Source organism: Micromonospora sp. CNZ322, assembly GCF_007827755.1.
The window spans coordinates 55,952-81,843 of the sequence record NZ_VITD01000015.1; the positions used below are offsets into that span (position 1 = coordinate 55,952).

The window sequence follows — 25,892 nt, forward strand, 5'->3', positions numbered from 1 at the left end:
GGCGGTCCGCACGGACCGCCACCCTCCAATGAGTACGCCTACCGTCAGTCCTCGTCGGACTTCGTACCGCTCATCCCCGAGGAGATCAGGTCCATCACCGAGGAGTCCTGCAACGTGGTCACGTCGCCCAGGGACCGGTTCTCCGCCACGTCCCGCAGCAACCGGCGCATGATCTTGCCGGAGCGGGTCTTCGGCAGCTCCGGCACCAGCATGATCTGCCGCGGCTTGGCAATCGGGCCGAGGGTCTTCGACACGTGGTTGCGCAGGTCGGCGATGAGCTGCTCGCCCGCCTCACCGGCGATGTCAGTGCTGCCCCGCGGGATGGCGAACGCGACGATCGCCTGACCGGTGGTCGGATCGGTCGCGCCGACGACCGCAGCCTCGGCCACCGACGGGTGCGACACCAACGCCGACTCCACCTCGGTCGTCGAGATGTTGTGCCCGGACACCAGCATCACGTCGTCCACCCGGCCAAGCAGCCAGATGTGCCCGTCGTCGTCCTTCTTCGCACCGTCGCCGGCGAAGTACATGCCCTGGAAACGCGACCAGTACGTGTCGATGAACCGGTCGTCGTCACCCCAGATGGTGCGCAGCATCGACGGCCACGGCTCGCGCAGCACCAGGTAGCCGCCACCACCGTTCGGCACCGACTGGCCCTGGTCGTCCACCACGTCGGCCACGATGCCCGGCAGCGGCGTCATCGCCGAACCCGGCTTGGCCGCCGTCACCCCCGGCAACGGCGAGATCATGATGGCGCCCGTCTCGGTCTGCCACCAGGTGTCCACCACCGGCAGCTCGCCCCGGCCGATGTGCTGCCGGTACCACATCCACGCCTCCGGGTTGATCGGCTCGCCGACGCTGCCCAACAGGCGCAGCGAGGACAGGTCGAAGCCCGCCGGGATGTCGTCGCCCCACTTCATCATCGTCCGGATCAGGGTGGGAGCGGTGTAGAGGATGCTCACCCCGTACTTGTCGATGATCTCCCAGAACCGGCCCTTGTGCGGCGTGTCCGGGGTGCCCTCGTACATCACCTGGGTGGCGCCGTTGGAGAGCGGGCCGTACACGATGTAGGAGTGCCCGGTCACCCAGCCGATGTCGGCCGTGCACCAGTAGACGTCCGTCTCCGGCTTCAGGTCGAACACCGCGTGCGTCGTGTACGACGCCTGGGTGAGGTAACCGCCGGTGGTGTGCAGGATGCCCTTCGGGCGGGCCGTGGTGCCGCTGGTGTAGAGGATGAACAGCGGGTGCTCGGCGTCGAACGGCTGCGCGGTGTGCTCGGCCGACGCGGTCTCCACCGTCTCGTGCCACCAGTGGTCCTTCTCCGACCACGCCACGTCCTCGCCGGTGCGGCGGACCACGAGCACGTGCTCCACCGACGGGGAGTTCGCCACCGCCTCGTCCACAGTGGGCTTCAACGCCGACGGCTTGCCCCGCCGGTAACCACCATCCGCGGTGATCACCACCTTGGCGCTGGCGTCCTGGATCCGGTTGGTCAACGAGTCGGCGGAGAAGCCACCGAAGACCACACTGTGCGCGGCGCCGATCCGGGCGCACGCCAACATGGCCACCGCCGCCTCCGGGATCATCGGCAGGTAGATCGCCACCCGGTCGCCGGCGGTCACCCCCAGGGCGGTGAGCGCGTTCGCCGCCCGGCAGGTCAGCTCGTGCAGGTCCGCGTACGTGATGGTGCGGGTGTCGCCCGGCTCGCCCTCCCAGTGGATCGCCACCTTGTCGCCCCGGCCCGCCTCGACGTGCCGGTCCAGGCAGTTGTACGCGACGTTGAGCTGCCCACCCACGAACCACTTCGCGAACGGCGGGTTCGACCAGTCGAGCACCTCATCCCACTTCTTCGACCAGGCCAGCCGATCGGCCTGCTTCGCCCAGAAGGCCAGCCGGTCGGCCTCAGCCTCGGCATACGCGTCGATGGTGACGTTGGCGTGCGCGGCGAGTTCGGCCGGCGGGGGGAACTGGCGCGTCTCGTTCAGCAGATTGGCCAATGCCTCGCTCATGCCGTGACTCCTCATCCTCGGGGTGACCTGGGTCTCGATGGCACGAGGGTAGTCGCGGGGCCTGCGACCGGCCACGGCTGCCCGCCGCGTCGCGCCGAGTGGCCCCCGCCGCGCGCCCGGCGGCCCGTCCCCGGCCCGGTCGCTGGCGGGGCGCCTTGATCGACTCGGGTTCATTGAAGTCGCGGTGTCTGCCTCGCCCGGACATCGCGACTTCAAGAAGCCAGTGTTGACCTTGCCCGTGCCGGGCCGAGGCGGGTGGTCCGGGTCGCGTTGCGGGCGGGTGCGGCCCGCCGCCCCGGGTCGGGTCGTTAGCGTGGCGGGGTGACCACCGACCCGCTCGCCCCGTTGCTCGCGCTCGCCGACATCACCGCCGCCGTCGAGCAGGCCCGCGCGCGGTTCGACCAGGCGCTCGGGCACCGGGCGCTGCGCCGGCACGGTGGACAGGTCGCCGCCGAGGTCAGCCTCCGTTCCGCGGTGGCCAGCGCGGCCCTTGAGGGCGCCGGGCATGAGCGTGAGGCGGTCCGGGCCGGCACCGTCACCGACCCGGTGCTCCAGGGGGCGCTGCGGGTCGCCGGAGCGCTGCCGGGCCTGAGCGAGCTGTGGCCGAAGGCGCCCCGCCAGGCGCTCGCGAAACTGCACGTGCTCGCCGCCCGGGACCTGGTGTCGGAGACCGAGCTGGGCCGCCCGGTCGCCGACCCGGTGGTCGCCACCCGGCTGGACGGGCTGGCCGGCCTCGTCGCCGGTGGCACGAAGGTCTCCCCGCTGGTGCTCGCCGCTGTAGTACACGGGGAGTTGCTGAACCTGCGCCCGTTCGCCGGGCCGTCCGGCGTGGTGGCCCGTGGGGCCGCCCGGCTGGTGCTGCTCGCCAGTGGCCTCGACCCGCGTGGCCTGCTCCCCGTCGACGTGGGGCACCGCGAGCGGGAGCCCGAGTACGTCGGCGCGGCCGGTGCCTTCGCCACCGGCACCCCGGACGGGCTGCGCTCCTGGCTACGCCACTACATGGCCGCCGTCGAGGTCGGCACCGACCAGCTCACCGCCATCGGAGACGAGATCCTCGCCGCCGCCTGAACGGTTGGACGGGTGGAGTCAGGCGGTGGTTGCGGCTCGGGTGCGACGATGCCGGCCGTACCAGGCGATGCCGATGGCCACACCCACCCCGACCCCCAGGGCCGCCGCGGCCACCGGGACCGCGGGCCGTTCCCGCAGCCGCCGGCCCAGCGGGATCGGGTGCCGGAACTCCAGCACCGGCCACGCGTTCTCGGAGGCCAACTTGCGTAGCTGCCGGTCCGGGTTGACCACACTCGGGTGACCCACGCACTCCAGCAACGGGCGATCGCTGTACGAGTCGGAGTAGGCGTACGAATCAGCCAGGTCATAGTCCCGGGCGGCGGCCAACTCGCTGACCGCCTCGACCTTGCTCGGGCCGGCCGCGTAGAACTCGACCTCGCCGCTGTACCGGCCGTCCCGCACCGTCATCCGGGTGGCGATCACGTCGGTCACCCCGAGCAGCTCGCCGATCGGCCGGACCATCTCCTCGCCCGACGCCGACACCAGCACCACGTCCCGCCCAGCCGCCTGGTGCTCCTCGATCAGGGCGGCGGCTTCGGCGTACACGTAGGGGTTGATCAGCTCGTGCAGCGTCTCCGCGACGATCTGGCGGACCTGCTCCACCTGCCAGCCCTTGCAGAGCGCAGCCAGGTAGTCCCGTGTTCGGGCCATGGTCTGCTCGTCGGTGCCGCCCAGCCGGAACATCAGCTGCGCGTACGCCGACTTGACGACGTCACGCCGGGTGATCAGCCCATCCCGGTAGAACGGCCGACCGAACGCCAGGGCGCTCGACTTGGCGATGACGGTCTTGTCCAGATCGAAGAAAGCGGCACTTCGGCCCACGGCGCGAAAGTCTAGCCGGATGGTCTATCGTCGGCGGGTGCCCGGGGTCATGCCACCCCTCAGACCTGCGGGCTCTCCGCTCCGCGTGATCACGCTCACACTCTGCGAGGAGATTTTCGCAGTGAGTGGAGGCAGCACCACTCGACGTGACGGGCCCGCTCAGGCAGACTTGTCCGTACGACGAGCTTTCACATCCTCGAAACAGGCAGACCCTCAGCGGTTGCACCCCCCGTGACCGCTGAGTGGTTCGGCTCGACCCCCCCGGAGCCGAACCTCCGACGACCCCCGTCTCCCCCCGACGGGGGTCGTCCCTTTCTGCTGGAAACGCTCCACCACAGCTCACAAGTCGTCCTCCGGGCCGTCCAGACCGTCCAGGGACGGCGTTTCTACGGCCGGAGGCAGCAGAGAGGCAGCAGGGCCGTCAAACGCCTCCAGGACCCGAGCGGCGTAGTCGTCCGGGGTGTGGGTGTACCGGTTGAGCGTCGTTAATGCCTGTTCGTGGCCCATGACCCGCTGCACCAGGTTGATCGGGATGCCGTCGGTGACCAGCCAGGTGACGTAGGCGTGCCGCAGATCGTGGAACCGCATCCCGCCGACAGCCTTGGCCGCGACGCACGCCACTGCCTCCCGTTCGGTGGTGAACTCGGCTGACCACTCGATGCCCTCCCGATCGGGCCACATAGCGCGGTACCGGTGCGGACCGGTGTTGGCGATCTGGCCGAGTAGACCAGCGCGGACGGCCGAGTGCTCCGAGAGCCGCGGTGATCGGCCGGATAAGGTACGCCCTCAGGTTGGGCCCTGCTGGTGTGAGCGGTGCCGGAGGTGGCGCGCCGGGGCGGTGTCTGACGGTCCGGGTCTCAGGACCTGCGTGACAGACCGGTCTCAGGACCTGCGTGACTTGTCCGGCTGGACGATCTATGGCCAGTCGTAGGTTCTTCTGATGGTCGGTTATGCCGTGTGGCGTGACGGAGCAGGAGAAGAAGCCCGATGACGCCCGATATCGCGAGGGTGGTCAGGCCAAGGATGGCTGCGGCTGGGACTTCTCGTGTAGTGCCGTAACCCGCGCCTGCCGCGACAATTCCGGCGGCGCCCGCCGCTGCCGACACCTGGGGCAGTGTGAGCATCGGGAGCACGCCGCGTTCCGACCAAGTGAACATGCCTCTGATAAGGATGACGGCCAGCGCGACAAGGCAAGGCCACACCATCCAACGAGCGTCCATCGACCTGCCGGTGTCTACCGCGAACCAACCAAGCAGCAACACGATCGCGACCGGGAGGGTCACAAGATGTATCGCGACGGTTAGGGTCCGGCGATGGCGCCTTCGATATTGCCTGGCCAGGTGCCGTGCAGGGGCACTGTCCGGATTCACGGTGAGCGCCCGCTGGATGAGCTCCTTGAACCGCGCTACGTCGCGATCGACCTCGACGACGTTCCGGGCGAGCAGGCTCAGCGCCTCGTGGTCATCGGGCGCAAGCTCCACCGCGCGCTTCGCGTCGGCATACGAATCCCCGTCCCGCTTGAGCATGAGAAGAGCGAGCGCCCGGTAGCGGTAGGCAGCCACGTCCTCGGGGTCGATTTCGATTGCTCGACCAGCCGCATCGACCGCAGCGGCATGGTCGTCGAGACCAATCAAGGCGCCGGCGAGGCGGTGCCAGGCGATGCCGTCATCCGGGTGCGCGTTCAGGTGCTCGCGCAGCAGTTCGATGGCGGGCCCGAACTGCTCGGCCCGAACCAGCTCGCGCGCACGTTCGACCGCATCAACGCCGTCTCCGGACTGCGGTTCCATGCCGCTGCTCCTATCCCGCCTGATCAGCCAGTGAAGAAGTATCGCCCAGATCTGCGGCGCCCGTCAGTACGAAAGTGCCACTCACTCACGCCGGCCGCGTCAGTTGAGGTTGGGCCCCGGGGCTTCCCCCGGTAGCTCGGAGGACGATCTGCATGGCGGCTCGTGCAGGAGTCAGGTGCGTGGTGTCGACGACCTCGGCCTCGGCATGCAGCCACGTGCGGGCCGCCTCCGCGTAGGGCTCGAGGTACTTGAGACGGAACGGAGACGGAACTGGGTGTTCTCCCTCGATGCGCCCGCGAAGGGTGTCTTGATCAGCGTGGAGGACGAAGTGCCTTACCGGGATGGCGTGTTGGGCGAGGCCCGTACTGATTTCGCGCCAGTACTGCTCGACCAGGACAGTCATGGGTATTACCAAAGTGCCGCCGGTGTAGTCGAGCACGCGGCGGGCGGTCTCGACGACGAGTTGCCGCCACGGCGGCCAGTGCTGGAAGTTGTCCGTCTCGGGCAGCCCCGGCGTGATGTCCATGAGTGTTTCGCCGACCTTCTCGGCGTCGAACACCCGCGAATCCGGGATCAGTTGCTGCACGAGCGAGCTGGTCGTCGTCTTGCCCGCGCCGTGGGTGCCGTTGAGCCATACGATCACGGAACACATTAACGCGCGTGAGCAACCGGACGATTTGCACCGGACCTGTAAGCGAGCGTCAGGCAGCGAGGCAGCAAAGAGGCAGCGCGAGCGCCGGGGCTGGTCGGCCTTGAATGGCAAGCGACGAGGGCCAGCACCTGCTCGTTGACGCGTGCCACCACCAGTTGGCAGCGGTCGACAGCGCGGGACCACATCCCCCGACGGGGGTCGTCCCGTTCCCCGGGAGCGCTTCCGACCAGGTGAAGGCGTGCCTCCTGGATCTTCCGGTCGGAGTGACTAGCGAAGGTCAGCCGAACTCGCTCGGCGTACTCCTCAGGCGTGCACCTCGCCCCGCGTTCCCCATCCGGCTCGGCTCTGGGGTGAAGTTGCCCTGCCAACGCCTCAAAGCGGTCTTCAAGCGGGTATTTTCCGCCCGAAGGCCAGCTTCCACGCCATCCCGTGCGATCAGTTCGTCGACGACGGCCCGGAGGAAGGCGTAGACCTGTTCCTCGGCCAGGCCGCGTCGCCCGAGCTTCGCGCGACCGAAGCGGATTCGCTTGACCTGCTCGGGGCGGAGCCGGGCCAGGCGCGACGCGGCCCGGACGACGCCTACCGAATGCATGCTCACAGCCTCCTCGATGTTGAAACCGTCGTGCGGGTTCTCCGGCTCGCGCCGCTCAGGCCGGCAGGGGGTGGGGGAGCGGGTGGTGTCCGCCCGGTGGCGGGAGGGGCGGCCGGAGTGATTCTTCGCAACCCGGCGCGCTGCACGAAGACCTCTCGCCGGTCGACTGCCTTGCCCGTACGGTCGAGTGAGTAGCCGGTCAGCCAGATCCAGCCGTCGTACGTCGGCCGGTCGCAGACTTTGATGACACGGAAGATCAGCGAGCGATCGCCGCCGAACTGCACCGACGCATCGCTGCCGACGTGCAGAACATCGCCCGGCTTTGGAACCATCACCGCCCGCCCTCGATCAGTGGATGGGCACCGAAGCAGGCGGGCTGTGGCCACGGCCGACACCGCGAATCGCCTGCCTGCACCTGCTCCGGTGCCCTGCTCAGGACGTGCACCCGCTACGACAAGGACCGCCGTTGCCGGCGCGGTCCGGGCACTTTCGTCCTTGCAGCCGAATCGGCGCGGGCGCGAGGAGCCGGACGCCGTTTTGATACGTGCATCTCAGCGTTCAGTACGCGCACAATTGCGGTGGGTGAGAAGTCCATGGTGGAGATGGAACACCCGGTTATAGAGACCGATCGAGGACCGAAACAGCACCTCTGGCGGACCTCGGGCGGACACCATGAGGACCTGTCTTGTGGTCAGGACCTCGCGCAGGTGAGCGTGGAGATAGCCCATCAGGAAGGCGCCGACGATGGCCCGAGATCGCCGCGAACCTCACACGGTCCTGGAGTACCTGATCCAGTGCAGTGACCGCACGTACGAGGAACTGGCCGACGAGTTCAGCCGCATGGACCCTCACGCGGCGATCAGCGCGCGGCACCTCGGTCGGCTGGCTCGTGGCGAACGGGACCTGGCCTCGTCGACGCCCGCTACACGGCGGGCTTTGCAGGTCATGTTCGGCAAGCCGGTTGACGAGTTGCAGCGCCCCTGGGCATCCCACCAGTTGACCCCTGTGCCGGCCCGAGAGCTCATCGTCGAGCCCACCGGCGCCGGCCCGGAAAGGAACCTCCTCGCCATGGCCGCACAACGCGCCCGCCAGTACGCAATGCTCGCCGCCGAAGCCACCTCCCCGGCAGCTATCGACCAGCTCGCCGAGGATGTGCAGCGCCTCGCACTCGCCTATCCGCAGCGACCGGTCAGCCAGATCTTGCCGGACCTGGCCGAGACTCAGGACACTCTGTTCACGCTGCTCGAACGTCGCCAACAGCCGACCCAGTCTCGTGACCTGCACTTCCTTGCTGGCATCACCAGTGGCCTGCTTGCCAAGGTCTCGCACGACATGGCCGACCCGCACTCGGCCATGCTGCAAGCCCGAACCGCCGTCCTCTGCGCCGACCAGTCCGGCCACTCCGGGTTGCAAGCCTGGCTCCGCGGACTTCAGTCGCTGGTCGCCTACTGGGCTGGTCGGTATGCCGAAGCGGTCCGCTACGCCGAGGCGGGACGCGAGTACGCCACCCAAGCAGGCGGAACCTCGGCCGTCTGGTTGCCCGTCAGCGCTGCACGCGCCTACGCCGCGCTCGGTAACTCTGAACAGGCCAAGGCCGCCATCACCGAGGCTGAGGACACCTGGTCACGGGTGCGCCCCGACGAGATGGACGAGATCGGCGGCATCTGCACCTTCAACCAGCCCCGCACGCTCTACTACGCCAGCGACGCCCTCGCCTGGCTGCCTGGCGAGGCTGACTCCACCGAGCGCTACGCCCTGCGTGCCGTCCAGGCGTACTCCGACCGCTACGACCCGGCGTGGGCCTTCGGCGATCAGGCCGGCTCCCATACCAACCTCGCCATTGCTCGCGTTGCCAGCGGAGAGCTCGATGCCGCCGCTGATGCCCTCGCCCCCGTGCTCGATCTCCCCGCCGATCAGCGCATCAACGGCGTCATTCACTCCGTCCGGCGCGTCCACCAAGCCATCACCCGTGCCGGTCACGCCAACGACGCTCGCGACCTCGTCGAGGGCATCGAGCACTTCACGCACACGCCTGCCAACGCCCTTCCTCGATAAGGCACCATCAGCACATGTACCCGATCACCATCCCCGGCCGCGTCATCACTCTTCGCGAACTGCGACCTGATGACGCGGCCGACGCTTTGGCGATCGTCGGTGACGACCGGGTCACGCGGTGGCTCTCGTTCGACAGCCGTGACCAGGCCGCCACTGTCGCCATGGTTGAGGGGGCTGCGAACCGCGCACAGCTCGACCCGCGCATCGAGTACTACCTTGCGGTCGCTGACACCTCCGACCGGATGATCGGCTTCGCCCGCCTCGGACTCACCGGGCACCAGGCCGCAAAGCTCGGCTACGCCATCGGCGCGGAACACTGGGGCCACGGCTACGCCACCGACGCAGCCCGAACCATCATCGACTACGGCTTTCGAGAGCTGAAGCTTCACCGCATCACCGCAGCTATCGGCCCCGACAACGCTTCCTCCATCGGAGTCGCCAAGCGGCTCGGGATGCAGTACGAAGGCCGGCTGCGCGATCACGTCTTCACCAACGGTGCCTGGCGCGACTCCCAGCTCTACTCGATCCTCGCACCGGAGTGGAGCGACACCGCCGGCTGACCGCCATCGTCGCTCAGCACGCGGGCGAGCAACTCCGATCATGGCACCGGTACGATCGCCGCCATGCGCGACGCCGACACGCCGCCGCAGGAACCCGCCGACCATCTTCACGCCCGCGCCGAGCTCACACCTCGCCAACAAGCGGCAGCCATCCGAGCCGCCGCAGCCGAGGTACATCAGCGTGTGCAGGAATGGCGCAACTCGTCCGCGTGGCAGGACACACCGACGAACGCCCACCGGCACCAGGCGACCATGGCCGGAGTCGCGGCGCTTGACGCCGTACCCGAGCCGACCACTACGGAGGAACTCACCGGGTTCGTCGAAGCCGTCCTACCCGTACTCGCTGAGTGGCGGCCGAGTCGACCTGGTCCCGAACAGCAGATCTTTGTCGCGGTCGAGCGACTTCGGAAAGCGTGCCGGTAGCGCCGACCGCGCGGAGTTTCTGTACGTCCTCAAGGCGGCCCTGAACGGGCCGCACGCGCCGCCGCCTGGGCGCGCGTCCGTCGCTCCGCTGGCGCTCCGACTCCGGCCACGCAACACGCCCGGCGGCTGGCGCGGAAGCGGGAAGCCCAAGGGGCCGCCGCAGAACGACAGGCGGTTGACCGGGTGGTGGTGGGCCGGCAGCCGGCCGGGCCGCGCGGTCACGAGCCCGCGGGGCGTAGGGGAGCGCACGCCGGCCACGTCGGCGAGTTGGCGGCCGGTGACGCGGTTGCGGTTACTGCGCCTCCGGCGGGGGCGCTCGGGCTCCGGGATGGTTGAAGACCCGTCGGCGAGTTGCGGTCCGTGGGTGGTTGCGCGGGCCATCCCGCCTGCCATCGACCCGGGCGAGCCGAGTACACCACCACCCGACCCGCCAGTGTCCATGCGTGCGTCAAGGCCGTCTTGACGTGGCGGGCCGGGTGGCGGCCCGCTCCCCAGGAGGGCGGGCCGACGGCAGACAGTGAGGATGGTGGGGTGGGTCGCCGGGTTGGTCTGACTCACCGGCAGACCGACGGTTGCTGTCCTCATCCCGATTCGTCGGCTGGCTCGGTGGCCCCGGCAGCTGCATGTCACCGGTCAGGCGTCGTGACCTGATAGGAGCCTGTGCGAGAGGCGCCCACCACTGTGTTGTCCGCATCGCCTGACCGGTGACGTGTCCACGTGTTCTCGACGTGACCGAGAAAGGCGGACCTCACCAGCATGGCAGCCAAGAAGCGATCTCTCATCGGTGGTGTTGACACCCACCGCGACACCCACCACGCCGCTGTCATCGACAGCACCGGCGGACTCCTGGCCGACGCCGAGTTCCCAGCGACCACCGCCGGCTACGCGGATCTGCTGGCCTGGATGCGCTCCTTCGGGCGGGTGACTGCCGTGGGCGTGGAGGGCACCGGCAGCTACGGGGCCGGCCTCGCCCGCTACCTGACCAGCAAAAAAGTCGTCGTCACGGAAGTAGACCGGCCGGACCGTCGCGCCCGCCGCGCACAGGGCAAGTCCGATCCGATCGACGCGATCGCCGCCGCCCGGGCGACCCTTGATGGCACCGCGATGGGCACGCCGAAGGCCCGCACTGGGCCGGTCGAGGCGATCCGCGCCCTGCGGGTCGCCCGTCGAGGAGCAGTCAAGGCCCGCACCGCGGCCTTGAATCAGATGCGCGGCCTGGTCGCCGCCGCCCCCGAAGCCCTGCGAGCCCACCTGACCAGAGTCAGCGCTGCCGTGCTGGCCAGCCGGTGCGCTGCGCTGACCTACGACCCGGCCAGACTCCACGAGCCGGAACACGCCACCGCGGCAGCCCTGGTTGGGCTCGCCCGCCGGGTCACCGCCCTCACCGAGGAGATCACCGCCCTCGACCGGCAGGTGGCACCCATCGTCCGGAAAACGGCGCCCCGCACCTCGGCCTTGTTCGGTGTCGGCCCCGACGTCGCCGCCCAGCTGCTCACCACCGCCGGCGACAACCCCGACCGGCTGCACTCCGAAGCCGCCCTCGCCCACCTCTGCGGCGCCGCACCCATCCCCGCCAGCTCCGGACGAGTGCGCCGCCACCGCCTCCACCGAGGAGGCGACCGCGGCGCCAACCACGCCCTACACACCATCGCCCTCTGCCGCATGCGCTACGACCAGCGCACCCGCGCCTACGTCCACCGCCGCATCACCGAAGGCCTCAGCAAGCAGGAGATCCTGCGCTGCCTCAAGCGCTACATCGTCCGCGACGTCTACACCGCCCTACGCGCCGACTTCGCCTCCCTCGCCCCTTGACCTCCATAGGAGCATCGGGATGCCGACACGTCGTTTGCGGGCCTACGCTCGATAGACCAAGCTATGTGACGACCTAATCCAGCCATGCTGATCTCAATAGCTGGTTCAGCACAATTGGGGGCGCAGTGCCTGAGAAGCTGTCGCAGAAGAGGCGCGTCCCAAGACAACGTCGCGTGCGTCGAGAGGTCCGTGTTCGATTTGTCAAGGCTGGCACAACCGCGAGGCGAGGCGAGGGCGCAGAGCGACGGCTTAAGGAACGCCTACTAGCGCATCTCGTTGACATGAGCGAGAGTGGCCTGCGGTTGAGGGAGCTGTACAGTGCGTTGAGGGATCTGCATAGGGCGTTCGCCGAAGCTTCCGCGTTTTTGCATCCGATTAGAAAGAATTACCGGAGGGCTGAGACTCTACGGCGAGCGCGCGCGAGTTATTTTTCGGATCGATCCCTCTTGAACTTGGACGAAAGCGATCGCATTGCTCCTGCGGCCTTCCGAATTCGCCTTCGCCGCCTGCGTGTTCAAGTTTGCGCCCTTCAGTTAAGGATGGAGCGGTTGCAGGCACTTTTTCTAGGTTCCACTCTCGCCATTTTGGTGATAGGGACAGCTGCCGCCTTCACTCTTAAGCTCAACTCCCATCTGGGATTCGGTGCCTTCTGGCTAGCCTTCGTTGCAACCATTGCTATTCAGGTCGGGCTGCTCGCCTTGATCGAAAGAATATTCTCCAGCTTATTATCCAGCCTAGTCGCTATCGCGATACCGGCTGGATTCATAGCCCTAGCTTGGCAGCTTAGCCAGGGCCTACCCGCCTCGTCGATAGAAAGGCTGATGTTCTCTGACGTAGAAACCTTCCATGACGGTTTCGTCTCTGGGATTCTTCTGGCCGGAGTAGTGATCCTCCCGCTGATCGGGAGCGTTGTTCTTTGGGAGTTATTCGCTATTCTCCAGCAGCGCTACGACACTAGGCGCTACTCTGACGCCCTTGCGCTCGATGCGCTAATGTCCGTTCTTAACGACTTGCATCTACCCGAGCATCGCTTCGCAGACTCGGCAGTAAGAAGAAGAGCTGCCTATCACCTAGAGTTTGCGACACGCGTAATTGAGCTTGATTTGCGCCGAGCTGCCCGGATCTCCGATGTCGCGATCGATGAAGCTGCGGTAGTGCGAATTCGTCAAATTACTCGGTGGATGCATATGCAGCAACTATCGTTGACCTTGCCAGACGTCGATAACTTGTTCGAGCTTAGGAGAATGGTGCGTGCCGCAGTATCTGCGGTGTGTACTGGACGTTTCGGCGCGCTGCCTCTTAAAGTGATCGAGTTGAACGATACCGGCGGTGGAGGACACTGGGCGAGAACGTCCCTTGCCTACCTTCGATCCCTCTTGGTTGCCCTAATCCCGTTGGGTTCCGTAATCGCCCTCGATCGCGCCGGAATCCTAGCCAAAGATGTGGCAGGTCGCACCATTGTGACCGCCGCCGCCGTATGGGCCATCATCGGCGTCCTCAGTGCATTCGACCCCCTACTTCCGACGCGAGTGCAGGCCACCAAGGACATCATGTCTATTTTCAAGCCTGATGCGAAGAAATGAAATCTTAAGGGACGCAGCCGTTAAGAATGAGCAATGCGCTGAGTGAGCGAGTGCGGATCCTGGGGTCAACTCGACGCTGGAGTGACCTACGCGAGTAGGCCGTGGCTGGCCGACTCGTTGGCTGAGGTGTATGGCGGCGAGCAGCCTGCCCGTCATCCTGAGTGCTTGCTTGAGACGCATCTCGCTGAGGAGGCGATAGAGGTGCGGCCGCTACGGCGTGATAGACGGCAGCCGGCAGCGCCGCAGGCCGTTGGAGTTGAAGCCATCATCCGCTTTGCCGAACACGAGGCATACGAGCCTGACTGACTAACTGGGTGACGATCACGGCGTACAAGCGTGGACGTTGGTGGATGATGAGGGACGCGGATGCCTGGCGAAGACGGCAGCTGGGGCAGCTTGACGGGTTCTGATCGTTGCCTGGGGGCCAAGGGGTCGCGGATTGACATCCATAGGAGCATCGGGATGGCGAGACCGGGTGCGATGCTTGTCGTTATTTTGTGGCCGGATGCCATGATTGCAAGGTGAGCCAATCATCAATCGCCGCCATAGCAATAATCGCCTTGCGCCCGCAGGATGTGTTAGAAGGAGGCCAGAAACGTGGCTGACATGAACACCCTCATGCAGGCGGCGGCCGTATCTGCCACTACCTCTGCCCTAGTAGCCCTCGGCGTAGAGTGGGCTGCTAAGCCGCGCCTCGAAGCTAGAAAAGATGCCATCTTGGCGAGGCGACGTTCTGAAACCGAATTGCGTCGACAGCTTCTCCGTATTAGGGAAGCGGCAATACGGCTAAATACTTTTGACGTTGAGGGAACGGTGTTCAAATATCGGTCGGTAATTCGGCGTGAGAGCAAAACCACGACGGATCGCCTAGTGGACGCTGTTCAGGTCCTTGATCTAGTCGTAACCGACCTAGCGCCGGACCTATTGCCGGACGCATACGAGCTATATGCGGCGTACCTAGGTTACCTTATTGCGGCAATAGAGATCGATGAACCGTGGGAGTCGAAGAGTAGGAGCTTACTTCTTGCCACTGGAGTGGTTATTCGCGCAAACGACGCCCGCGCATTCCCGAAATGGAGGCGGCGGAAGAAGTTCAAGGAAGCTTACGCGCTTATCCATGCGGAGGACTTTTCGGCCCTCGCAGATTCGGTATTCACGGATAAGTCAGATGTGGGCGCCTGAGTGGCAGACCAGGATCCTGGAGCCGACTCGTAATGCGCGACTCAGTCGTCCATGCCGTAGTCAGATTCGTCCACGAGGCCGGTCACGAAGGTCTCGAAGTCGGGAGCGAAGACCGTGATCCGGTAGTTCCACTCCTGGTCGACATGTACGACGGCCGGTTCGCCGGGCGAGCGGTAATCGAGGGCGACCATGTCGTGACCCGCCGAAGGGCAGTCGGCGATGTAGATGCCGATGTCCGGGTAGCCCCATTCCGCCGCCCAGAACGCGCTGCCGAGTTCGCCGCAAAGGCTGAACCGAGCAGTTCGACCGATCGCCGCCAGGGTGTACACGCCGACGTGATCCTCCGCCCAGGAGGTTCGGCCGGGCGCGGGATGGGCGTCGCGGGCGAACGAGCCGCCGTTGTGTCGTCGGGCTAGGTCGACGTACGCGATAGGCAGCTGGTGCCCAAGCTGCGCCTCCACGGCCCGCAGAACTTCGTCGGTGAGCGGATTCTCCAGCGGGCCGGAGTTGTCGAAGACAACTTGCGGGATCGAGCACGGGTCGACGGTAGTCGGTTGGCTCAGTTCCAGACGACTTGACAAGATCATCGGGCACAAGTGACACCGACAAGGGCTGTCAACTGCTGTAAGGCAGCGGAAGAACTCACCGAGGTAGCCCGCCGATCCGCCCGATTGAGGTCGATCAGTACCAGGCCGGAGGGGTTCAGGGTTCAAGTCTCAGCATTGCCGAAACACTCTCTTTTGGATCAAGGCGGCCCGCAAGCGGGCCGCGCCGGTCGCGCTCGGCCTGCTGGCGGCGCAAGCGCCGGCATCGGCCGGCGCGCCGGCCGATAAGGCCTGCGCCTCCGGCGGGGGTACTTCGGGCTTCTGGGATGGGTGTCATCCCGCCCACCGTCGACCCAGGCGAAGCCGAACAGACCTGCCCCGGGGTGACAAGGTCGTTCGTCCGGTAGGGCGCTCCACCTTGTCACCCCGGGGCAGGTCCGCTCCACGATGTGTGGGTCGACGGTGGACGGGATGACGGATATCGAGGCATGCAATGACTACTTGCGGCGACTTGCGATTATGCGGGCTCCCGTGCTGTTAAGGCGCCAGCGGGCAAAGTCAATGCTAACTGCAAACCTCTTAGCCGCTTCTTCGTCTGAGGCGCGCCGTCGGGCAAGTAGCTTCGCCGCCTCGAATGGGAGAAGTAACTCACCCGACAGTTCTGCGGCTTCCTGTTCGTGCTCCCGGTTGGCTACGCGGCACCCTCGCTCGTTAACGAGTGCTGCCGTGAAGGGATGTTCTAATACGACATGAGCCATTTCATGACTACATGTCGAGCGCTTCCTTTCGGGTAGGTGCAAGTCGTTTTCCAGGATGATCGCCCCGTTGTTGACAGGTACTAACGCGCCTGAGAACACGTCGGGCCGCTTGATCTGGAAGTGTTGAAGTGCTTCCTCCGAACAGCCCGAAGAGGACAGCGATATAACCTTAACTCCATAGAGCTTCGCTAACTGGTAGGGATCGAATACGTCATGAATTCCAATCCCGACCTCTTCGCGGAGTTCAATAGCCAGCCTTTTTAGTGCCGCCTTGTTCAACGCTACTCCTGTTGTACGGCGCGTGCACGCCTAAGGGTTGCTCTAATGACCTCCTCCAAATAGATGACATCGTCCTCCGTCAAGTCGGCCCGGGCTCGTAGCAATGGTGCTAATTGGGTCATCAGCGCCGGCTCCGCTCTGGCAGCATCGTTGCTGCCAATCATAAACTTCTCTGCGGGCATTCCCAACCACGTCACCAGCGTTGCGAACCCGTCGGCATCGGGTCGGTCTCCGTTTCCGAGGCGGGACAGCATCGAGGGGCTCACCCCGATCTCCTTCGCGAGCTGTCGCCATGACAGCCCCTGCGACTCGCGGGCAGCGTTCAGCGCTCCGTAAAGGGCAACGACGTCGACCTTGGTTTTGCTCATCCAGTGACCTCCCGCCTTGGAGTGTGTCACTTCCGGTGCGCTGCTTGCCAGTCGACGCACCGATGATCTACAGTCACCCTTGTGTCGATACCGGCACAACGTTTCGAGTTAGGAATGATCAAGTGGCAACCATCGGCACCACAGCCAAGACCGGCGAGCGCTGCCCGGAGAGCGGCGTCTGGCAGGTCGTGGGCAACCCGTCCACGACCGCCCCGATCGCCAAGAACAACGTCATGCCGCCGTACGCCGGTCGGGCCGTGACCTGGCAGCTGACCCAGTACGCCTGACGTCACGGACGCAGGGCGCCAGACCGAGACAGCGAGAGGAGGTGAAACTATGCCTGGCAAGCGTGGTCGAAGTGCTGTCACCGGGCGGTTCGTGAAGCAGTCGACGGTCAAGCGCAGTCCGAAGACGACTGTCAACGAGTCGGCTAAGAAGAGCAAGAAGAGCAAGTGACGCAGTGACGGCTGGCTCGGGGGGGACGAGCCAGCCGTCACGTTCGTAGGCCGGCTGCAAGGCCGGCATCAAGCGAGGTGGCAGGCGGGCGCCCACACCTGTTCGCATTACCTGGAACCGCACGGCAGTACAGCCATCCGTACAGCCAAGCCAGTCGACGGACACGGGCGGAGAGCGTCTGCAACCGACAGGTCGAGCAGGCGAGCCGCAGGGGCCGACACCGGCCGACAGCAGTCTTGATCTTTGCAAAGCAGGGGTCCGGAATGTGGCGCTTGCGGACTGCCCTGCGGGCGGCCTCCGGCCGTCCTCGGGCGCCCGCAGCGCTTCATCCGAAAGTCAGCGGATCGTCAGCGAACGCCGTACCGCGTGGCGACTCCCGATCATGCTCGACAGCACTACCGGTATGTCTGACCACGCGGTGCGGCACTTGATCACACTCGCTGCTACGTCAGGTCACTTTCCCCCCGACGGGGGTCGTCCCTTTCCCGGGAGCGCTTCCGGTCAGCTCACAGGTCGTCTTCTGGGTCGTCCGGTCGAGGCGACGGGCGGAAAGTCACCCGCGCAGTCGGGCCGCACGAAGGCGTATCCGCTTTTCGGCCTCTTCGAGGACGCCGGCCATGCCGTCGGGGTCGTCGTAGGAGAACCGGGCGAACAGCGGCACTCCGGCCGCCAACTCCATGCCACCCTTTTGGGTCGAACGCCCACACCTCGACAAGCCCGCAGCGGATGCCGCCGGCCAGGGAGCGGATCAGGGACCACAGCACCGACCCCTTCCCAGCACCGGTCGCGCCCGCGATGAGGACGTGTGAACCGTCAGCCGCAACCGGTACGCCTGCCCGTCCTCCCGGACGCCCAGCGGCAGCCCATCCAGATCCGGAACGTCGCCTACCGGTAGCGGCGCCACGATTCCGGCAAGCGGATCGCGGCGCATCAAGCGGACCACCACCCGATCCGGCCGGGCCGTCGAGCGGGCCTGCCGGCGGCAACCGCCGCGACGACGCCGGCCAAGACGAGGCCACCGAACTCGACCCGCACCCACAGCGCGAGGCCCGCAGGCGCAGTGATCCACCACCAGTAGCGGGCGATCAGCACGGCGAGGCGGAACAGACCCCCAGCCACAGAACACCAGCAGCCAGCCCGGAACCCGCCACGCGGGCAGACGCACGTTCATCGGCGCCACGGGGATCTTGTCCCCTCCCGTCGTGGGTCAATCGTTACAGCGCTGAATGATTCGGAGCCGGGGCATAGCGGTTGAATAGCCACCCAGGTTGCCAAGGGGTACGGCGGACCATGAGCTACGGACCAAGAGGTGCCGCGTCAGCAGAAACTCAGCGAACGTGGTGATGCGCGACCGCCTCCAATGGTCACAGCCGGCATGACACCGAGGCAGGAACACAGTGAACGACACCCGCTGACACTGACCGACAACGCCGACCAGGCCCCCCTGCTCGGCATCGGGTTCATTGTTTAGCCCGCAAGGCGCGATGTTGTGCAGGTGGGCGATGCCGGACGCCGCGCCGCCCGATGTGCTCTCATGTTTGAGACGGCATCTTGGGTCGCCTTCCTCACCTGGTGGCGGAGTTCGTCACATCCGCCGCCACCGACATTGCATCGAGTGCCCTGGAGCGAACGAAGATGATTCTGCAACCGACGTGGCTCGTGATGCTTTCGTGGGCTGTGCTCTTTGTGGGGTTGGCCAGCACCGCCGTTGTCGTTGTTGACCAATTTGTTCTCGGATATCGTCAGCCAGTCAAAGTCATGGAGATAGTCTGGCCGGCGACCGCCCTCTACCTTGGCCCAGCAGCCGTCCTGACCTACAGAAAGTGGGGTAGACCCCAGTCTCCCCGGTGGCTGGACCGGCACGGCAACCCGTCCAGGAGGTCGCGACATGCTCCTCCGATAATCCAAACTTATCATTGTGGGACGCACTGCACTCTGGGTGTCATCATTGCTACGCCTATCACCTACGGCGTTGGCGTCGAAATATTCGGCAGCACACTGTGGCCCGAAGTCGTCGGCGACTATGTAGGTGCAGTGGCCATGGGCATTGCATTTCGCTACTCTGCTGAGACTCACACGGGTGATCGAAGAGCGTGGGCCGCAATGCGGAAATTTTTCAGGGCCGACCTGCTGACCGTGTCCGTCTTCGAGCTCGGCCTATTAGGTTGGCTTGCGCTAATGCATTTTCTTGTTTTCCGCGAGACCCTGCGGCCTAGCAGTCCGGTGTTTTGGTTCGTTATCCAGGTCGGGCTGATCATCGGCTTCTTCGCCGCTTGGCCACCAACCTCGTTGCTGATCCGCCGCGGCGTCAAAACGGAGTTGCTGGGCACGCCGCAGTAGGTGGTGATGCGCCGACACCCTGGGGCAGAGGGGTGCACGTTGAGCTTGGTGCCGCACAGCACGGCGAACGCCAGCGCGACGGCGGGCCACAGGCGGGCGTACTCGCCCGGGTGCAGCCGCTCGCCAGCGACGGTCCACGCGCGGCGGTGCCGGCGTATGTCCTCCACTAGATGTACCGCGCCGAGCCGGTTGAGGCGGCCAGGAGCACCCGGCGGCGAGGCAGCAAGAAGGCAGCGAACGCCTCGATCAGGGTTGGTTGCGATCGTCGAATAAGGACGGCCGGCACCTGCTCGCCGACTTCCGCCGCCATCGCTCGACAGCAGTCGACAGGTTGGGTCCGCATCCCCCCGACGGGGGTCGTCCCTTTCCCGGGAGCGCTTCCGGCCCCGGTGAACGCGTGTCTCCCCGGTCAGCAACGGCGGGCGCCGGTACGGCTCGCACGCCGGCCCATTTCCTGTCTATTCGGGTTGCAGGGGCCCGAGAATCCTTCGGGCCTCGTCGCGCACCTGGGCGTCTTCATCAATTGTTAGCTCCCGAAGGTGCTTGGTCAGACGGCCCGCACCCTCGGCCGTCATCCAGTCAGGGTTGCAGTCCAGGGCAGCCTGTAGCTCTTCGGCAGTGGCTTCGACGGCGGCATTGCTACGGGCTGACAGCACAAGGCGTAGGCCCGCGGCGTCTTTGCGTTCCAGCAGTGCCTCGGCCGTTTGCCAGGTCACCGCAGTGTCATGGGGATCTAGGAGAAGGCGGTGGAGGACGTCCGCTACCTCGTCGATCTCGCGAGAATTCGCGAGGTGCCGTCCGGCTGCGGCGCGAACCGACCAGGTAGCCGAGTCGGCGTTCCCGATCGCCCTACCCAGTTCTTGATCATCGGCGAACACCATGCCCCCAGCCTGCCAGCGCAGTGCTGTCACTGTCGCTCACCAGTGACCAGTTGGTCTTCGCCTCCAGCTCGCCGGGTGTCAGTAGCTGGTTGATCGAGGGGCGCGTACTGCTCGGGCGGGTTTCCTTCCCGCCTCGTCGCGGACGGTGCGACCGCCGCCTGCCGTGTAATTTGCCAAACGGGACGAGCTGAGGAGGAAAACGTGGCTGGTGGTGGCTTCTCGTCGAAACGGCTGGCCCGGCTGCAAGGGTTCCTCGTGCACCGCGTCGAGTCCGGCTTCGTCCCGGGCATGGTGGTCGTCCTCGCCCGCCACGGCGAGGTGCACGTCGAGGCAACGGGTCACCTCGCGTTCGAGGGCCCCGGGTCACAGACGCCGATGGCGATCGACACGATCTGTCGCCTGGGCTCGATGACGAAGCCGATCGTCGCCGCGTGCGCGATGACCCTCGTCGAGGACTGCACCCTCCGCCTCGACGATCCGGTCGACGATCTCCTCCCGGAACTGGCGGACATGACAGTGCTCGCCGATCCGCATGGCCCGCTGGACGACACCGTCCCGGCGGAACGCCCGATAACGCTGCGGGACGTCCTGGACGGCACCCTTGGCACCGGCATGGTCCCCGCCGAGCCCGGAACGGTCCCGATCGCCGACGCGCTGGACGCACTCGAATATCAGTCGCCGGACGAATGGATCCGCCAGCTCGGTGACCTTCCGCTCGTCCACCAGCCGGGTGAGCGCTGGATGTACGACACCGCCGCCAACGTCACCGGCGTGCTCGTCGCCCGGGCCACCGGCATGTCCTTCGGGGATGCCATCCGTGAGCGGGTCTGCAAGCCGCTGGGGATGCCCGACACCGCCTTCAGTGTGGGTAGCGAGAGCATCGGCCGTTTCGCGACGGCGTACGAGCAGGACAACGCCGCCACCGGCGAGCCGGTTGTCGAGGACGCTCCCGACGGGCGGTTCAGTCGACCGCGGATGTTCGAGTCCGGCGGCGGCGGTCTCGTCTCGACCGCCCAGGACTACCTGGCCTTCGCCTCGGCGCTGCTCGCCGACGGCGCCCACGGCGGCGAGCGGGTGCTGTCGCGGCCGGCGGTGACGCTGATGACGAGCGACCACCTGACCCCGACGCAGAAGGCCATCTCCGGGTTCTGGCCCGGATACTTCGACGCCATCGGCTGGGGTTTCGGAATGTCGGTCCGGACCCGCCGTACGCATCTCGGGCCCTCGGTCGGCAGCTACGGATGGCCCGGCTTCTACGGCACCGCCTGGTACAACGATCCCGCCGAGGACCTGACGACGATCGTGTTCATGCAGCGGGCGCACGCGGGCGACCAGCGGCTGCCGATGTGGCACGACTTCTGGACCACCGTGTACCAGGCGATCGACGACTGACCGCAGCGTTCGTTTCCGGTGGGCGGCACCCGCCCTCGGCCGCGCGGTAATCCCGGGGCCCTCAGCGACACAAGCCACTGTGAGAGTCGCCGAGGCAATGGGGGGTTCGGGGTGGGTCCACCGAAGAAGCGGGACGAGGGCTGGTTCACCAGTCTCTACGCCGCCGAGTACGAGCACATGGTCCGATACGGCCTGCGCCGGCTCGCTGACCGGGATGCGTCCGCGGAGCTTGCCCAGGAGGTCTTCGTCGTCGCCTGGCGTCGCCGCGCCGAGGTGCCGGAGCGCAGCCTGCCCTGGCTGTACGGGGTGGCCCGGCGTCTTCTCGCGAACCAGTGGCGGTCGCGACGTGCCGCACCGGACCTCCTCTCGATCACCGATGTCGACCTCGAGCGACTGGCCGGATCGTCGGGTGCCGACACGAGCGTCGGAGTCGCCGACATCCGGACTGCTCTGGCCAACCTCAACGACCTCGACCAGGAAATCCTCCGGCTGGTCGGCTGGGAGGAGCTGACGGTGTCCGAGGCGGCCAGGGTTCTCGGTTGCACCGGGCCGACCGCCGCAGTGCGCCTGCATCGCGCCCGCCGCCGTCTTGCCGAAGCGATGTCGGACCGGCCCGCGCAGACCCGGCGTAGCCCGGTGTTGATGACCATTCGAGAGGATCTGTGATGTTCGGAGCAGAGCGAACCCGTACTCTTCTCGGCCCGGCCGACCCGGCCCGGAACGCCGTCGTCGGGCCACCGCTGGTCTCGGCGCGCGAGCTGATCGACCGCGCCGACGCTACCGAAACGGTGGCCGGGCGTCGCCGGGTACGCCCGACCCGCCGGCTGGTCCTGACGGCTGGGACTCTGGCGGTCGCGGCCGGTGCCGTGGCGGTGCTCCAGCCGTTCGGCGGGCCCGCACCGGACGCCCCGGGTGGGCCTGGAACCGCAGCGGGATTGGTGCTCGTGCCGGTCGCGTACCAGTTCGACGCGGATCCGCCGGCCGCCGGCCCCCAGCTGCGCATGCTGGCCGACAAGATCAAAGACGCGGCGTACGACCACCAGAGCGGGCGCTACATGTATCACCACACGAAGGTGTGGGGCGATCCGGTGATGACCTCCGCCGACGGTCGCCACCACGTGGCCTTCGCCGGGGCCTCCAAGGTCTGGCAGGCCGCAGACGGGACCGGCAGTCAGATCAACACCCAGTTGGAGCCGCAGTACCCCGACCAGGCATCCCGGGACTACTGGCAGCGGAATCTCGGTTCGCGTCCGGCGGTCGAGGGCACCCCTGCTCCGGCCATGATCCCGCTGCCGCCGGAGGAGCTCAGGCCGCCGTCGGCCGTCCCGTCCGAACTGCGGGAGCTGCTGAAGGTCGAGTACGGCGCGGGGGCGGCGAGCAAGGAGGTCAGCACGCTCTATGGCCGGTACGTCGTACCGCGTGCGACCCGAGCGGCAGTCCTGCGGGTCCTCGCCGACGTGCCCGGCTTCCGCTGGCGGGGGCAGGTCACGGACCGCGCCGGTCGCAATGGAGCCGCCGTCACCTTCGACGACCGCGAACACGACGCGCAATCTCTTCTGATCTTCGATCCGAAGACGGGCGAACTGCTCGCCCATGAGCGGTTGACGCTGTCGCCCGTGCGGATCAGCTCGTACATGGTGATCCTCGATACCGCCTGGACCGACCGGGTCGGCTGACGTCCGACTTGCGAGGCCGCTCCTCTCGGGAGCGGCCTCGCTGTCTTTCCCGCAGCGGCAGTAGCTGCGAAGTTACCTGCGTTCGTAGCAGATCGACTGTCTCGGCGGAGGTTTTCCACAGGCCACCAGGTTGTCCACAGGCGACGACATCGGGACGGCTCGTGGGGGCGGATTCCGAGCACTGTCGGCGGCATACCAGAGCCCGACCGCTGGAGGCCGCGATGCCACCCCGTACCACGGTTCCGCCGATCCGCCGGCTCCCGCTGGTCGTCACCGGCGACGACGATCTACTCGATGATGTGCTCCGGCTCGCCGCCGTCGGCGGCACGGAGGTGGAGCTCGCCCGCGACCCAGCGGCTGCCCGTACCCGGTGGCTTCCCGCGCCCCTGGTGCTGCTCGGCGCCGATCAGGCGCAGGCCTGCCTGCGCGCCCGGTTGCCGCAGCGGCCCCGGCTGGTGCTGCTCGGTCGGGCTGGTCAGCTCGACCCCGGCTGGCAGATCGCCGAGCTGATCGGGGCCGAGCACGTCGCCACGCTGCCGGCCGCGGAGCCGTGGTTGGTCGACCGGTTCGCTGAACATGACCCGGACCGTCCGGCCGGCGTCGGTGCCCGGGTCGTCGCGGTCCTTGGTGGTCGTGGCGGTGCGGGCGCGAGTGTGCTCGCCGGTGGTCTTGCGGTGACCGCCGCCCGGGCCCGGCTGCGCACCCTCCTGATCGACGCCGACCCGCTCGGCGGTGGCCTCGACCTCGTGCTGGGCTGGGAGCAGTTGGAAGGCCTGCGCTGGCCGTCGCTCACCAGCGCAGACGGACGGGTGGACGCCCCGGCGCTGGTGCAGGCCCTGCCCAGCCGGGGTGATCTCGTGGTGCTCTCCTGGGACCGCGGCGAGATGCTGGCGTTGCCCGCGACGGCGATGGCGGCGACCGTCGATGCGGCCCGACGTGGGCGGGACTTCGTGGTGATCGACCTGCCCCGACAGTTGGACGACGCGGCAGCGGTGGCCCTGCAAGCCGCCGACCAGGCGTTCGTCGTCGTACCGGCCGAGTTGCGCGCCACCGCTGCGGCCACTCGGGTGGTGGCCGCGGCCGCCCCGCACTGCGCCGCGCTCTCGGTGGTGGTGCGCGGGCCCGCCCCCGGGCGGTTGCGGGCCTCCGAGGTGGCACGCGCGCTGGGCCTTCCCCTGGCCGGCACGTTGCGCCCCGAGCCGGGGCTCTGCCGTGGGCTGGAACGGGGCGAGGCGCCGGCCGCCGGGGGCAAGGGCCCACTGGCCGCGCTCTGCCAACGGATCGTCACCGACCTTACCGGCGTGCCGGCTACGGGTGCGGCATGACCGCCGGGCCGGAGGACGACACCCTCGCCGCCCGGGTACGGCAGCGGATCGCCGCCGCCACCACCCCGGTCACCGCGGCGGCCATCGTCTCCGCGGTACGGGCCGAGCCCGCCGCCGCAGTGCTCGGCGACACCGCCATGCTGCGGATCGCCGACCGGGTGCGCGACGACCTCGTCGGGGCCGGGCCGTTGGCGCCGCTGCTCGCCGACTCGGAGGTCACCGACGTCCTCGTCAACGGCGTCCGGGTCTGGGTCGACCGCGGGTCGGGGCTGCACCAGGTCGCCGTCCCGATGGGCTCGGTGGAGGACGTCCGCCGGTTGGCGCAGCGGCTGATAGCCAGCGCGGGGCGGCGGGTCGACGACGCCTCCCCGTACGCGGACGCGAGGCTTCCCGACGGCACCCGACTGCACGCCGTGCTGCCGCCGGTGGCGACCGAAGGTCCCTACCTGTCCCTGCGGACCTTCCGGCACCGGCCGTTCACCCTCGACGAGTTGGTGCGCCAGGGGACGGTGCCGCGACCGTTGGCACCACTGCTCGCCGCAGTCGTGGCGGCCCGGCTGGCGTACCTGGTGACCGGGGGCACCGGTTCTGGCAAGACGACACTGCTCAACACCCTGCTGGGGATGGTGCCGGCCACCGAACGGATCGTGCTGGTGGAGGACGCCGCCGAGCTGCGTCCGGGGCATCCGCACGTGGTGGGGCTCCAGGCACGCACCGCCAATGTGGAGGGGACGGGCGTGGTCAGCCTGGCGGACCTGGTCCGGCAGGCGTTGCGGATGCGCCCGGACCGGCTGGTGGTCGGGGAGTGCCGGGGCGGTGAGGTGGTCGACCTGCTGGCCGCGCTCAACACCGGCCATGACGGGGGTGCCGGCACCCTGCACGCCAACACGCCGTCGGACGTGCCGGCCCGGTTGGAGGCCCTGGGCATGTTGGGTGGGCTGCCTCGCGCCGCGCTGCACGCCCAGGTGGCCGCCGCGTTGCAGGTGCTGTTCCAGGTGCGACGCAGCGACCGGGGCCGCGTCCTGGAGTCGGTCTGTCTGCTGCTGCCCGAGGGGCCCGAACGGATGGTGACAGTGGTGCCCGCCTGGGTGCGTGGCAGCGGGCTCGGGCTCGCTGCCCGTGCCCTCGGGGCGCTGCTGCGGGAGCGTGGGGTGGCGGTGCCGCCCATCCTCAGCGAGCCCTGGCCCGGGTCGGCGGGTCCGGCGTGACCGGCGAGACGATGCTGGTGGCGGCGCTGCTCCTGGTCGCCGCTGCCCTGGTGGCGTGGCCCATGCGGACCATTCGGGCCCGTCGACGTCGCGTGCTGGCACCGGGACGGAGGGCCGCC

At 67.4% G+C, this 25,892-nt stretch carries 27 protein-coding genes and 1 pseudogene; 14 read left to right on the forward strand and 14 right to left on the reverse strand.

What is annotated here, in order from left to right; all coding sequences use genetic code 11:
• Nucleotides 1-44: 44 nt before the first annotated feature.
• Nucleotides 45-2,009, reverse strand: coding sequence for an acetate--CoA ligase (gene acs, locus FB453_RS27650; protein ID WP_145794952.1), 1,965 nt, complete (start codon nt 2,007-2,009; stop codon nt 45-47).
• Nucleotides 2,010-2,330: 321 nt separating this feature from the next.
• Here acs and FB453_RS27655 point away from each other — a divergent pair, with 321 nt between their 5' ends.
• Nucleotides 2,331-3,077 carry an oxidoreductase gene (locus FB453_RS27655; RefSeq protein WP_145794954.1) on the forward strand — a complete coding sequence of 249 codons (747 nt, stop codon included), beginning with the start codon at nt 2,331-2,333 and terminating at the stop codon, nt 3,075-3,077.
• A gap of 18 nt (nt 3,078-3,095) precedes the next feature.
• Here FB453_RS27655 and FB453_RS27660 read toward each other — a convergent pair whose 3' ends face one another.
• From FB453_RS27660 to FB453_RS27685, 6 genes are all read right to left on the reverse strand, one after another.
• Nucleotides 3,096-3,899: an HAD family hydrolase gene (locus FB453_RS27660; protein WP_030486293.1), complete on the reverse strand. Its 804-nt coding sequence runs from the start codon at nt 3,897-3,899 to the stop codon at nt 3,096-3,098.
• A gap of 339 nt (nt 3,900-4,238) precedes the next feature.
• Nucleotides 4,239-4,580, reverse strand: a complete 342-nt coding sequence (locus tag FB453_RS35130; protein ID WP_186718599.1) for a tyrosine-type recombinase/integrase — start codon at nt 4,578-4,580, stop codon at nt 4,239-4,241.
• A gap of 176 nt (nt 4,581-4,756) precedes the next feature.
• On the reverse strand, nt 4,757-5,686 hold the full coding sequence (locus FB453_RS27670; RefSeq protein ID WP_145794956.1) for a tetratricopeptide repeat protein: 930 nt from the start codon (nt 5,684-5,686) through the stop codon (nt 4,757-4,759).
• Nucleotides 5,687-5,771: 85 nt separating this feature from the next.
• Entirely contained in the window at nt 5,772-6,329 is a 558-nt protein-coding gene (locus tag FB453_RS27675) for an AAA family ATPase (RefSeq protein WP_145794959.1), read from the reverse strand.
• A 286-nt stretch (nt 6,330-6,615) separates the two neighbouring features.
• Nucleotides 6,616-6,930 carry a DivIVA domain-containing protein gene (locus tag FB453_RS27680; protein ID WP_145794961.1) on the reverse strand — a complete coding sequence of 105 codons (315 nt, stop codon included), beginning with the start codon at nt 6,928-6,930 and terminating at the stop codon, nt 6,616-6,618.
• A 2-nt stretch (nt 6,931-6,932) separates the two neighbouring features.
• Nucleotides 6,933-7,262, reverse strand: a complete 330-nt coding sequence (locus FB453_RS27685; protein ID WP_145794965.1) for a hypothetical protein — start codon at nt 7,260-7,262, stop codon at nt 6,933-6,935.
• A 412-nt stretch (nt 7,263-7,674) separates the two neighbouring features.
• Here FB453_RS27685 and FB453_RS27690 point away from each other — a divergent pair, with 412 nt between their 5' ends.
• The 6 genes from FB453_RS27690 (at nt 7,675) to FB453_RS27715 (ending at nt 14,545) form a co-directional block, all read left to right on the forward strand.
• Nucleotides 7,675-8,985 carry an NsdA family TPR-like regulatory protein gene (locus tag FB453_RS27690; protein WP_145794967.1) on the forward strand — a complete coding sequence of 437 codons (1,311 nt, stop codon included), beginning with the start codon at nt 7,675-7,677 and terminating at the stop codon, nt 8,983-8,985.
• A 14-nt stretch (nt 8,986-8,999) separates the two neighbouring features.
• Nucleotides 9,000-9,545 carry a GNAT family N-acetyltransferase gene (locus FB453_RS27695; RefSeq protein ID WP_145794969.1) on the forward strand — a complete coding sequence of 182 codons (546 nt, stop codon included), beginning with the start codon at nt 9,000-9,002 and terminating at the stop codon, nt 9,543-9,545.
• Nucleotides 9,546-9,608: 63 nt separating this feature from the next.
• Nucleotides 9,609-9,968 carry a hypothetical protein gene (locus tag FB453_RS27700; RefSeq protein ID WP_145794971.1) on the forward strand — a complete coding sequence of 120 codons (360 nt, stop codon included), beginning with the start codon at nt 9,609-9,611 and terminating at the stop codon, nt 9,966-9,968.
• Between the two features lie 756 nt (nt 9,969-10,724).
• Nucleotides 10,725-11,780 (forward strand): IS110 family RNA-guided transposase, encoded by a 1,056-nt coding sequence (locus FB453_RS27705; protein WP_145794973.1) that lies wholly within the window; start codon nt 10,725-10,727, stop codon nt 11,778-11,780.
• Between the two features lie 548 nt (nt 11,781-12,328).
• Nucleotides 12,329-13,363: a hypothetical protein gene (locus FB453_RS27710; protein WP_145794975.1), complete on the forward strand. Its 1,035-nt coding sequence runs from the start codon at nt 12,329-12,331 to the stop codon at nt 13,361-13,363.
• Nucleotides 13,364-13,960: 597 nt separating this feature from the next.
• Nucleotides 13,961-14,545, forward strand: coding sequence for a hypothetical protein (locus FB453_RS27715; protein ID WP_145794977.1), 585 nt, complete (start codon nt 13,961-13,963; stop codon nt 14,543-14,545).
• Between the two features lie 41 nt (nt 14,546-14,586).
• On the opposite strand, the gene FB453_RS27720 is transcribed toward FB453_RS27715, so the two are convergent.
• From FB453_RS27720 to FB453_RS27730, 3 genes are all read right to left on the reverse strand, one after another.
• Nucleotides 14,587-15,132: an SMI1/KNR4 family protein gene (locus FB453_RS27720; RefSeq protein ID WP_486480497.1), complete on the reverse strand. Its 546-nt coding sequence runs from the start codon at nt 15,130-15,132 to the stop codon at nt 14,587-14,589.
• Between the two features lie 455 nt (nt 15,133-15,587).
• Nucleotides 15,588-16,127: an ImmA/IrrE family metallo-endopeptidase gene (locus FB453_RS27725; protein ID WP_145794980.1), complete on the reverse strand. Its 540-nt coding sequence runs from the start codon at nt 16,125-16,127 to the stop codon at nt 15,588-15,590.
• Between the two features lie 2 nt (nt 16,128-16,129).
• Nucleotides 16,130-16,495 (reverse strand): helix-turn-helix domain-containing protein, encoded by a 366-nt coding sequence (locus tag FB453_RS27730; protein WP_145794982.1) that lies wholly within the window; start codon nt 16,493-16,495, stop codon nt 16,130-16,132.
• Between the two features lie 122 nt (nt 16,496-16,617).
• Here FB453_RS27730 and FB453_RS34445 point away from each other — a divergent pair, with 122 nt between their 5' ends.
• A complete protein-coding gene (locus FB453_RS34445; protein ID WP_186718601.1) occupies nt 16,618-16,782 on the forward strand; it encodes a hypothetical protein in 165 nt (54 codons plus the stop codon).
• A gap of 722 nt (nt 16,783-17,504) precedes the next feature.
• Here FB453_RS34445 and FB453_RS35135 read toward each other — a convergent pair.
• The 3 genes and pseudogenes from FB453_RS35135 to FB453_RS35145 all read right to left on the reverse strand — a co-directional run bounded on the left by FB453_RS35135 (nt 17,505) and on the right by FB453_RS35145 (nt 18,070).
• Nucleotides 17,505-17,630 (reverse strand): hypothetical protein, encoded by a 126-nt coding sequence (locus FB453_RS35135; RefSeq protein WP_486480503.1) that lies wholly within the window; start codon nt 17,628-17,630, stop codon nt 17,505-17,507.
• A 64-nt stretch (nt 17,631-17,694) separates the two neighbouring features.
• Nucleotides 17,695-17,970 (reverse strand): annotated as a pseudogene (locus FB453_RS35140) (hypothetical protein); the annotation flags it as partial.
• On the reverse strand, nt 17,882-18,070 hold the full coding sequence (locus tag FB453_RS35145) for a hypothetical protein (protein WP_486480504.1): 189 nt from the start codon (nt 18,068-18,070) through the stop codon (nt 17,882-17,884). The gene FB453_RS35145 and the pseudogene FB453_RS35140, both read right to left, overlap by 89 nt.
• Nucleotides 18,071-18,523: 453 nt before the next feature.
• Here FB453_RS35145 and FB453_RS27740 point away from each other — a divergent pair, with 453 nt between their 5' ends.
• Nucleotides 18,524-19,291, forward strand: a complete 768-nt coding sequence (locus FB453_RS27740; protein ID WP_145794984.1) for a DUF4396 domain-containing protein — start codon at nt 18,524-18,526, stop codon at nt 19,289-19,291.
• A 458-nt stretch (nt 19,292-19,749) separates the two neighbouring features.
• Here FB453_RS27740 and FB453_RS27745 read toward each other — a convergent pair whose 3' ends face one another.
• A complete protein-coding gene (locus tag FB453_RS27745; protein WP_145794987.1) occupies nt 19,750-20,172 on the reverse strand; it encodes a hypothetical protein in 423 nt (140 codons plus the stop codon).
• Between the two features lie 201 nt (nt 20,173-20,373).
• Here FB453_RS27745 and FB453_RS27750 point away from each other — a divergent pair, with 201 nt between their 5' ends.
• The 5 genes from FB453_RS27750 to FB453_RS27770 all read left to right on the forward strand — a co-directional run bounded on the left by FB453_RS27750 (nt 20,374) and on the right by FB453_RS27770 (nt 25,773).
• Entirely contained in the window at nt 20,374-21,564 is a 1,191-nt protein-coding gene (locus FB453_RS27750; RefSeq protein WP_145794989.1) for a serine hydrolase domain-containing protein, read from the forward strand.
• Nucleotides 21,565-21,675: 111 nt separating this feature from the next.
• Nucleotides 21,676-22,230, forward strand: coding sequence for an RNA polymerase sigma factor (locus tag FB453_RS27755; RefSeq protein WP_145794991.1), 555 nt, complete (start codon nt 21,676-21,678; stop codon nt 22,228-22,230).
• The gene (locus tag FB453_RS27760; RefSeq protein WP_145794994.1) at nt 22,230-23,240 is read left to right on the forward strand and encodes a CU044_5270 family protein; all 1,011 of its coding nucleotides are present in this window, start codon (nt 22,230-22,232) and stop codon (nt 23,238-23,240) included. The genes FB453_RS27755 and FB453_RS27760 overlap by 1 nt, the downstream gene beginning before the upstream one ends.
• A gap of 221 nt (nt 23,241-23,461) precedes the next feature.
• On the forward strand, nt 23,462-24,565 hold the full coding sequence (ssd, locus tag FB453_RS27765; protein WP_145794997.1) for a septum site-determining protein Ssd: 1,104 nt from the start codon (nt 23,462-23,464) through the stop codon (nt 24,563-24,565).
• Nucleotides 24,562-25,773, forward strand: coding sequence for a TadA family conjugal transfer-associated ATPase (locus FB453_RS27770; protein WP_145794999.1), 1,212 nt, complete (start codon nt 24,562-24,564; stop codon nt 25,771-25,773). The genes ssd and FB453_RS27770 overlap by 4 nt, the downstream gene beginning before the upstream one ends.
• Nucleotides 25,774-25,892 lie beyond the last annotated feature (119 nt).

What these genes read in the sequence shown, in the direction of transcription:
- FB453_RS27670 (WP_145794956.1), bottom strand. Translation starts at nt 5,686, where the DNA reads ATGGAACCGCAGTCCGGAGACGGCGTTGATGCGGTCGAACGTGCGCGC.
- FB453_RS27695 (WP_145794969.1), top strand. Translation starts at nt 9,000, where the DNA reads ATGTACCCGATCACCATCCCCGGCCGCGTCATCACTCTTCGCGAACTG.
- FB453_RS27720 (WP_486480497.1), bottom strand. Translation starts at nt 15,132, where the DNA reads ATGATCTTGTCAAGTCGTCTGGAACTGAGCCAACCGACTACCGTCGAC.
- FB453_RS27685 (WP_145794965.1), bottom strand. Translation starts at nt 7,262, where the DNA reads ATGGTTCCAAAGCCGGGCGATGTTCTGCACGTCGGCAGCGATGCGTCG.
- FB453_RS27760 (WP_145794994.1), top strand. Translation starts at nt 22,230, where the DNA reads ATGTTCGGAGCAGAGCGAACCCGTACTCTTCTCGGCCCGGCCGACCCG.
- FB453_RS27680 (WP_145794961.1), bottom strand. Translation starts at nt 6,930, where the DNA reads ATGCATTCGGTAGGCGTCGTCCGGGCCGCGTCGCGCCTGGCCCGGCTC.
- FB453_RS27690 (WP_145794967.1), top strand. Translation starts at nt 7,675, where the DNA reads ATGGCCCGAGATCGCCGCGAACCTCACACGGTCCTGGAGTACCTGATC.
- FB453_RS27705 (WP_145794973.1), top strand. Translation starts at nt 10,725, where the DNA reads ATGGCAGCCAAGAAGCGATCTCTCATCGGTGGTGTTGACACCCACCGC.
- FB453_RS35135 (WP_486480503.1), bottom strand. Translation starts at nt 17,630, where the DNA reads ATGGAGTTGGCGGCCGGAGTGCCGCTGTTCGCCCGGTTCTCCTACGAC.
- ssd (WP_145794997.1), top strand. Translation starts at nt 23,462, where the DNA reads ATGCCACCCCGTACCACGGTTCCGCCGATCCGCCGGCTCCCGCTGGTC.
- FB453_RS27730 (WP_145794982.1), bottom strand. Translation starts at nt 16,495, where the DNA reads ATGAGCAAAACCAAGGTCGACGTCGTTGCCCTTTACGGAGCGCTGAAC.
- FB453_RS27745 (WP_145794987.1), bottom strand. Translation starts at nt 20,172, where the DNA reads ATGGTGTTCGCCGATGATCAAGAACTGGGTAGGGCGATCGGGAACGCC.
- acs (WP_145794952.1), bottom strand. Translation starts at nt 2,009, where the DNA reads ATGAGCGAGGCATTGGCCAATCTGCTGAACGAGACGCGCCAGTTCCCC.
- FB453_RS35130 (WP_186718599.1), bottom strand. Translation starts at nt 4,580, where the DNA reads ATGTGGCCCGATCGGGAGGGCATCGAGTGGTCAGCCGAGTTCACCACC.
- FB453_RS27700 (WP_145794971.1), top strand. Translation starts at nt 9,609, where the DNA reads ATGCGCGACGCCGACACGCCGCCGCAGGAACCCGCCGACCATCTTCAC.
- FB453_RS27770 (WP_145794999.1), top strand. Translation starts at nt 24,562, where the DNA reads ATGACCGCCGGGCCGGAGGACGACACCCTCGCCGCCCGGGTACGGCAG.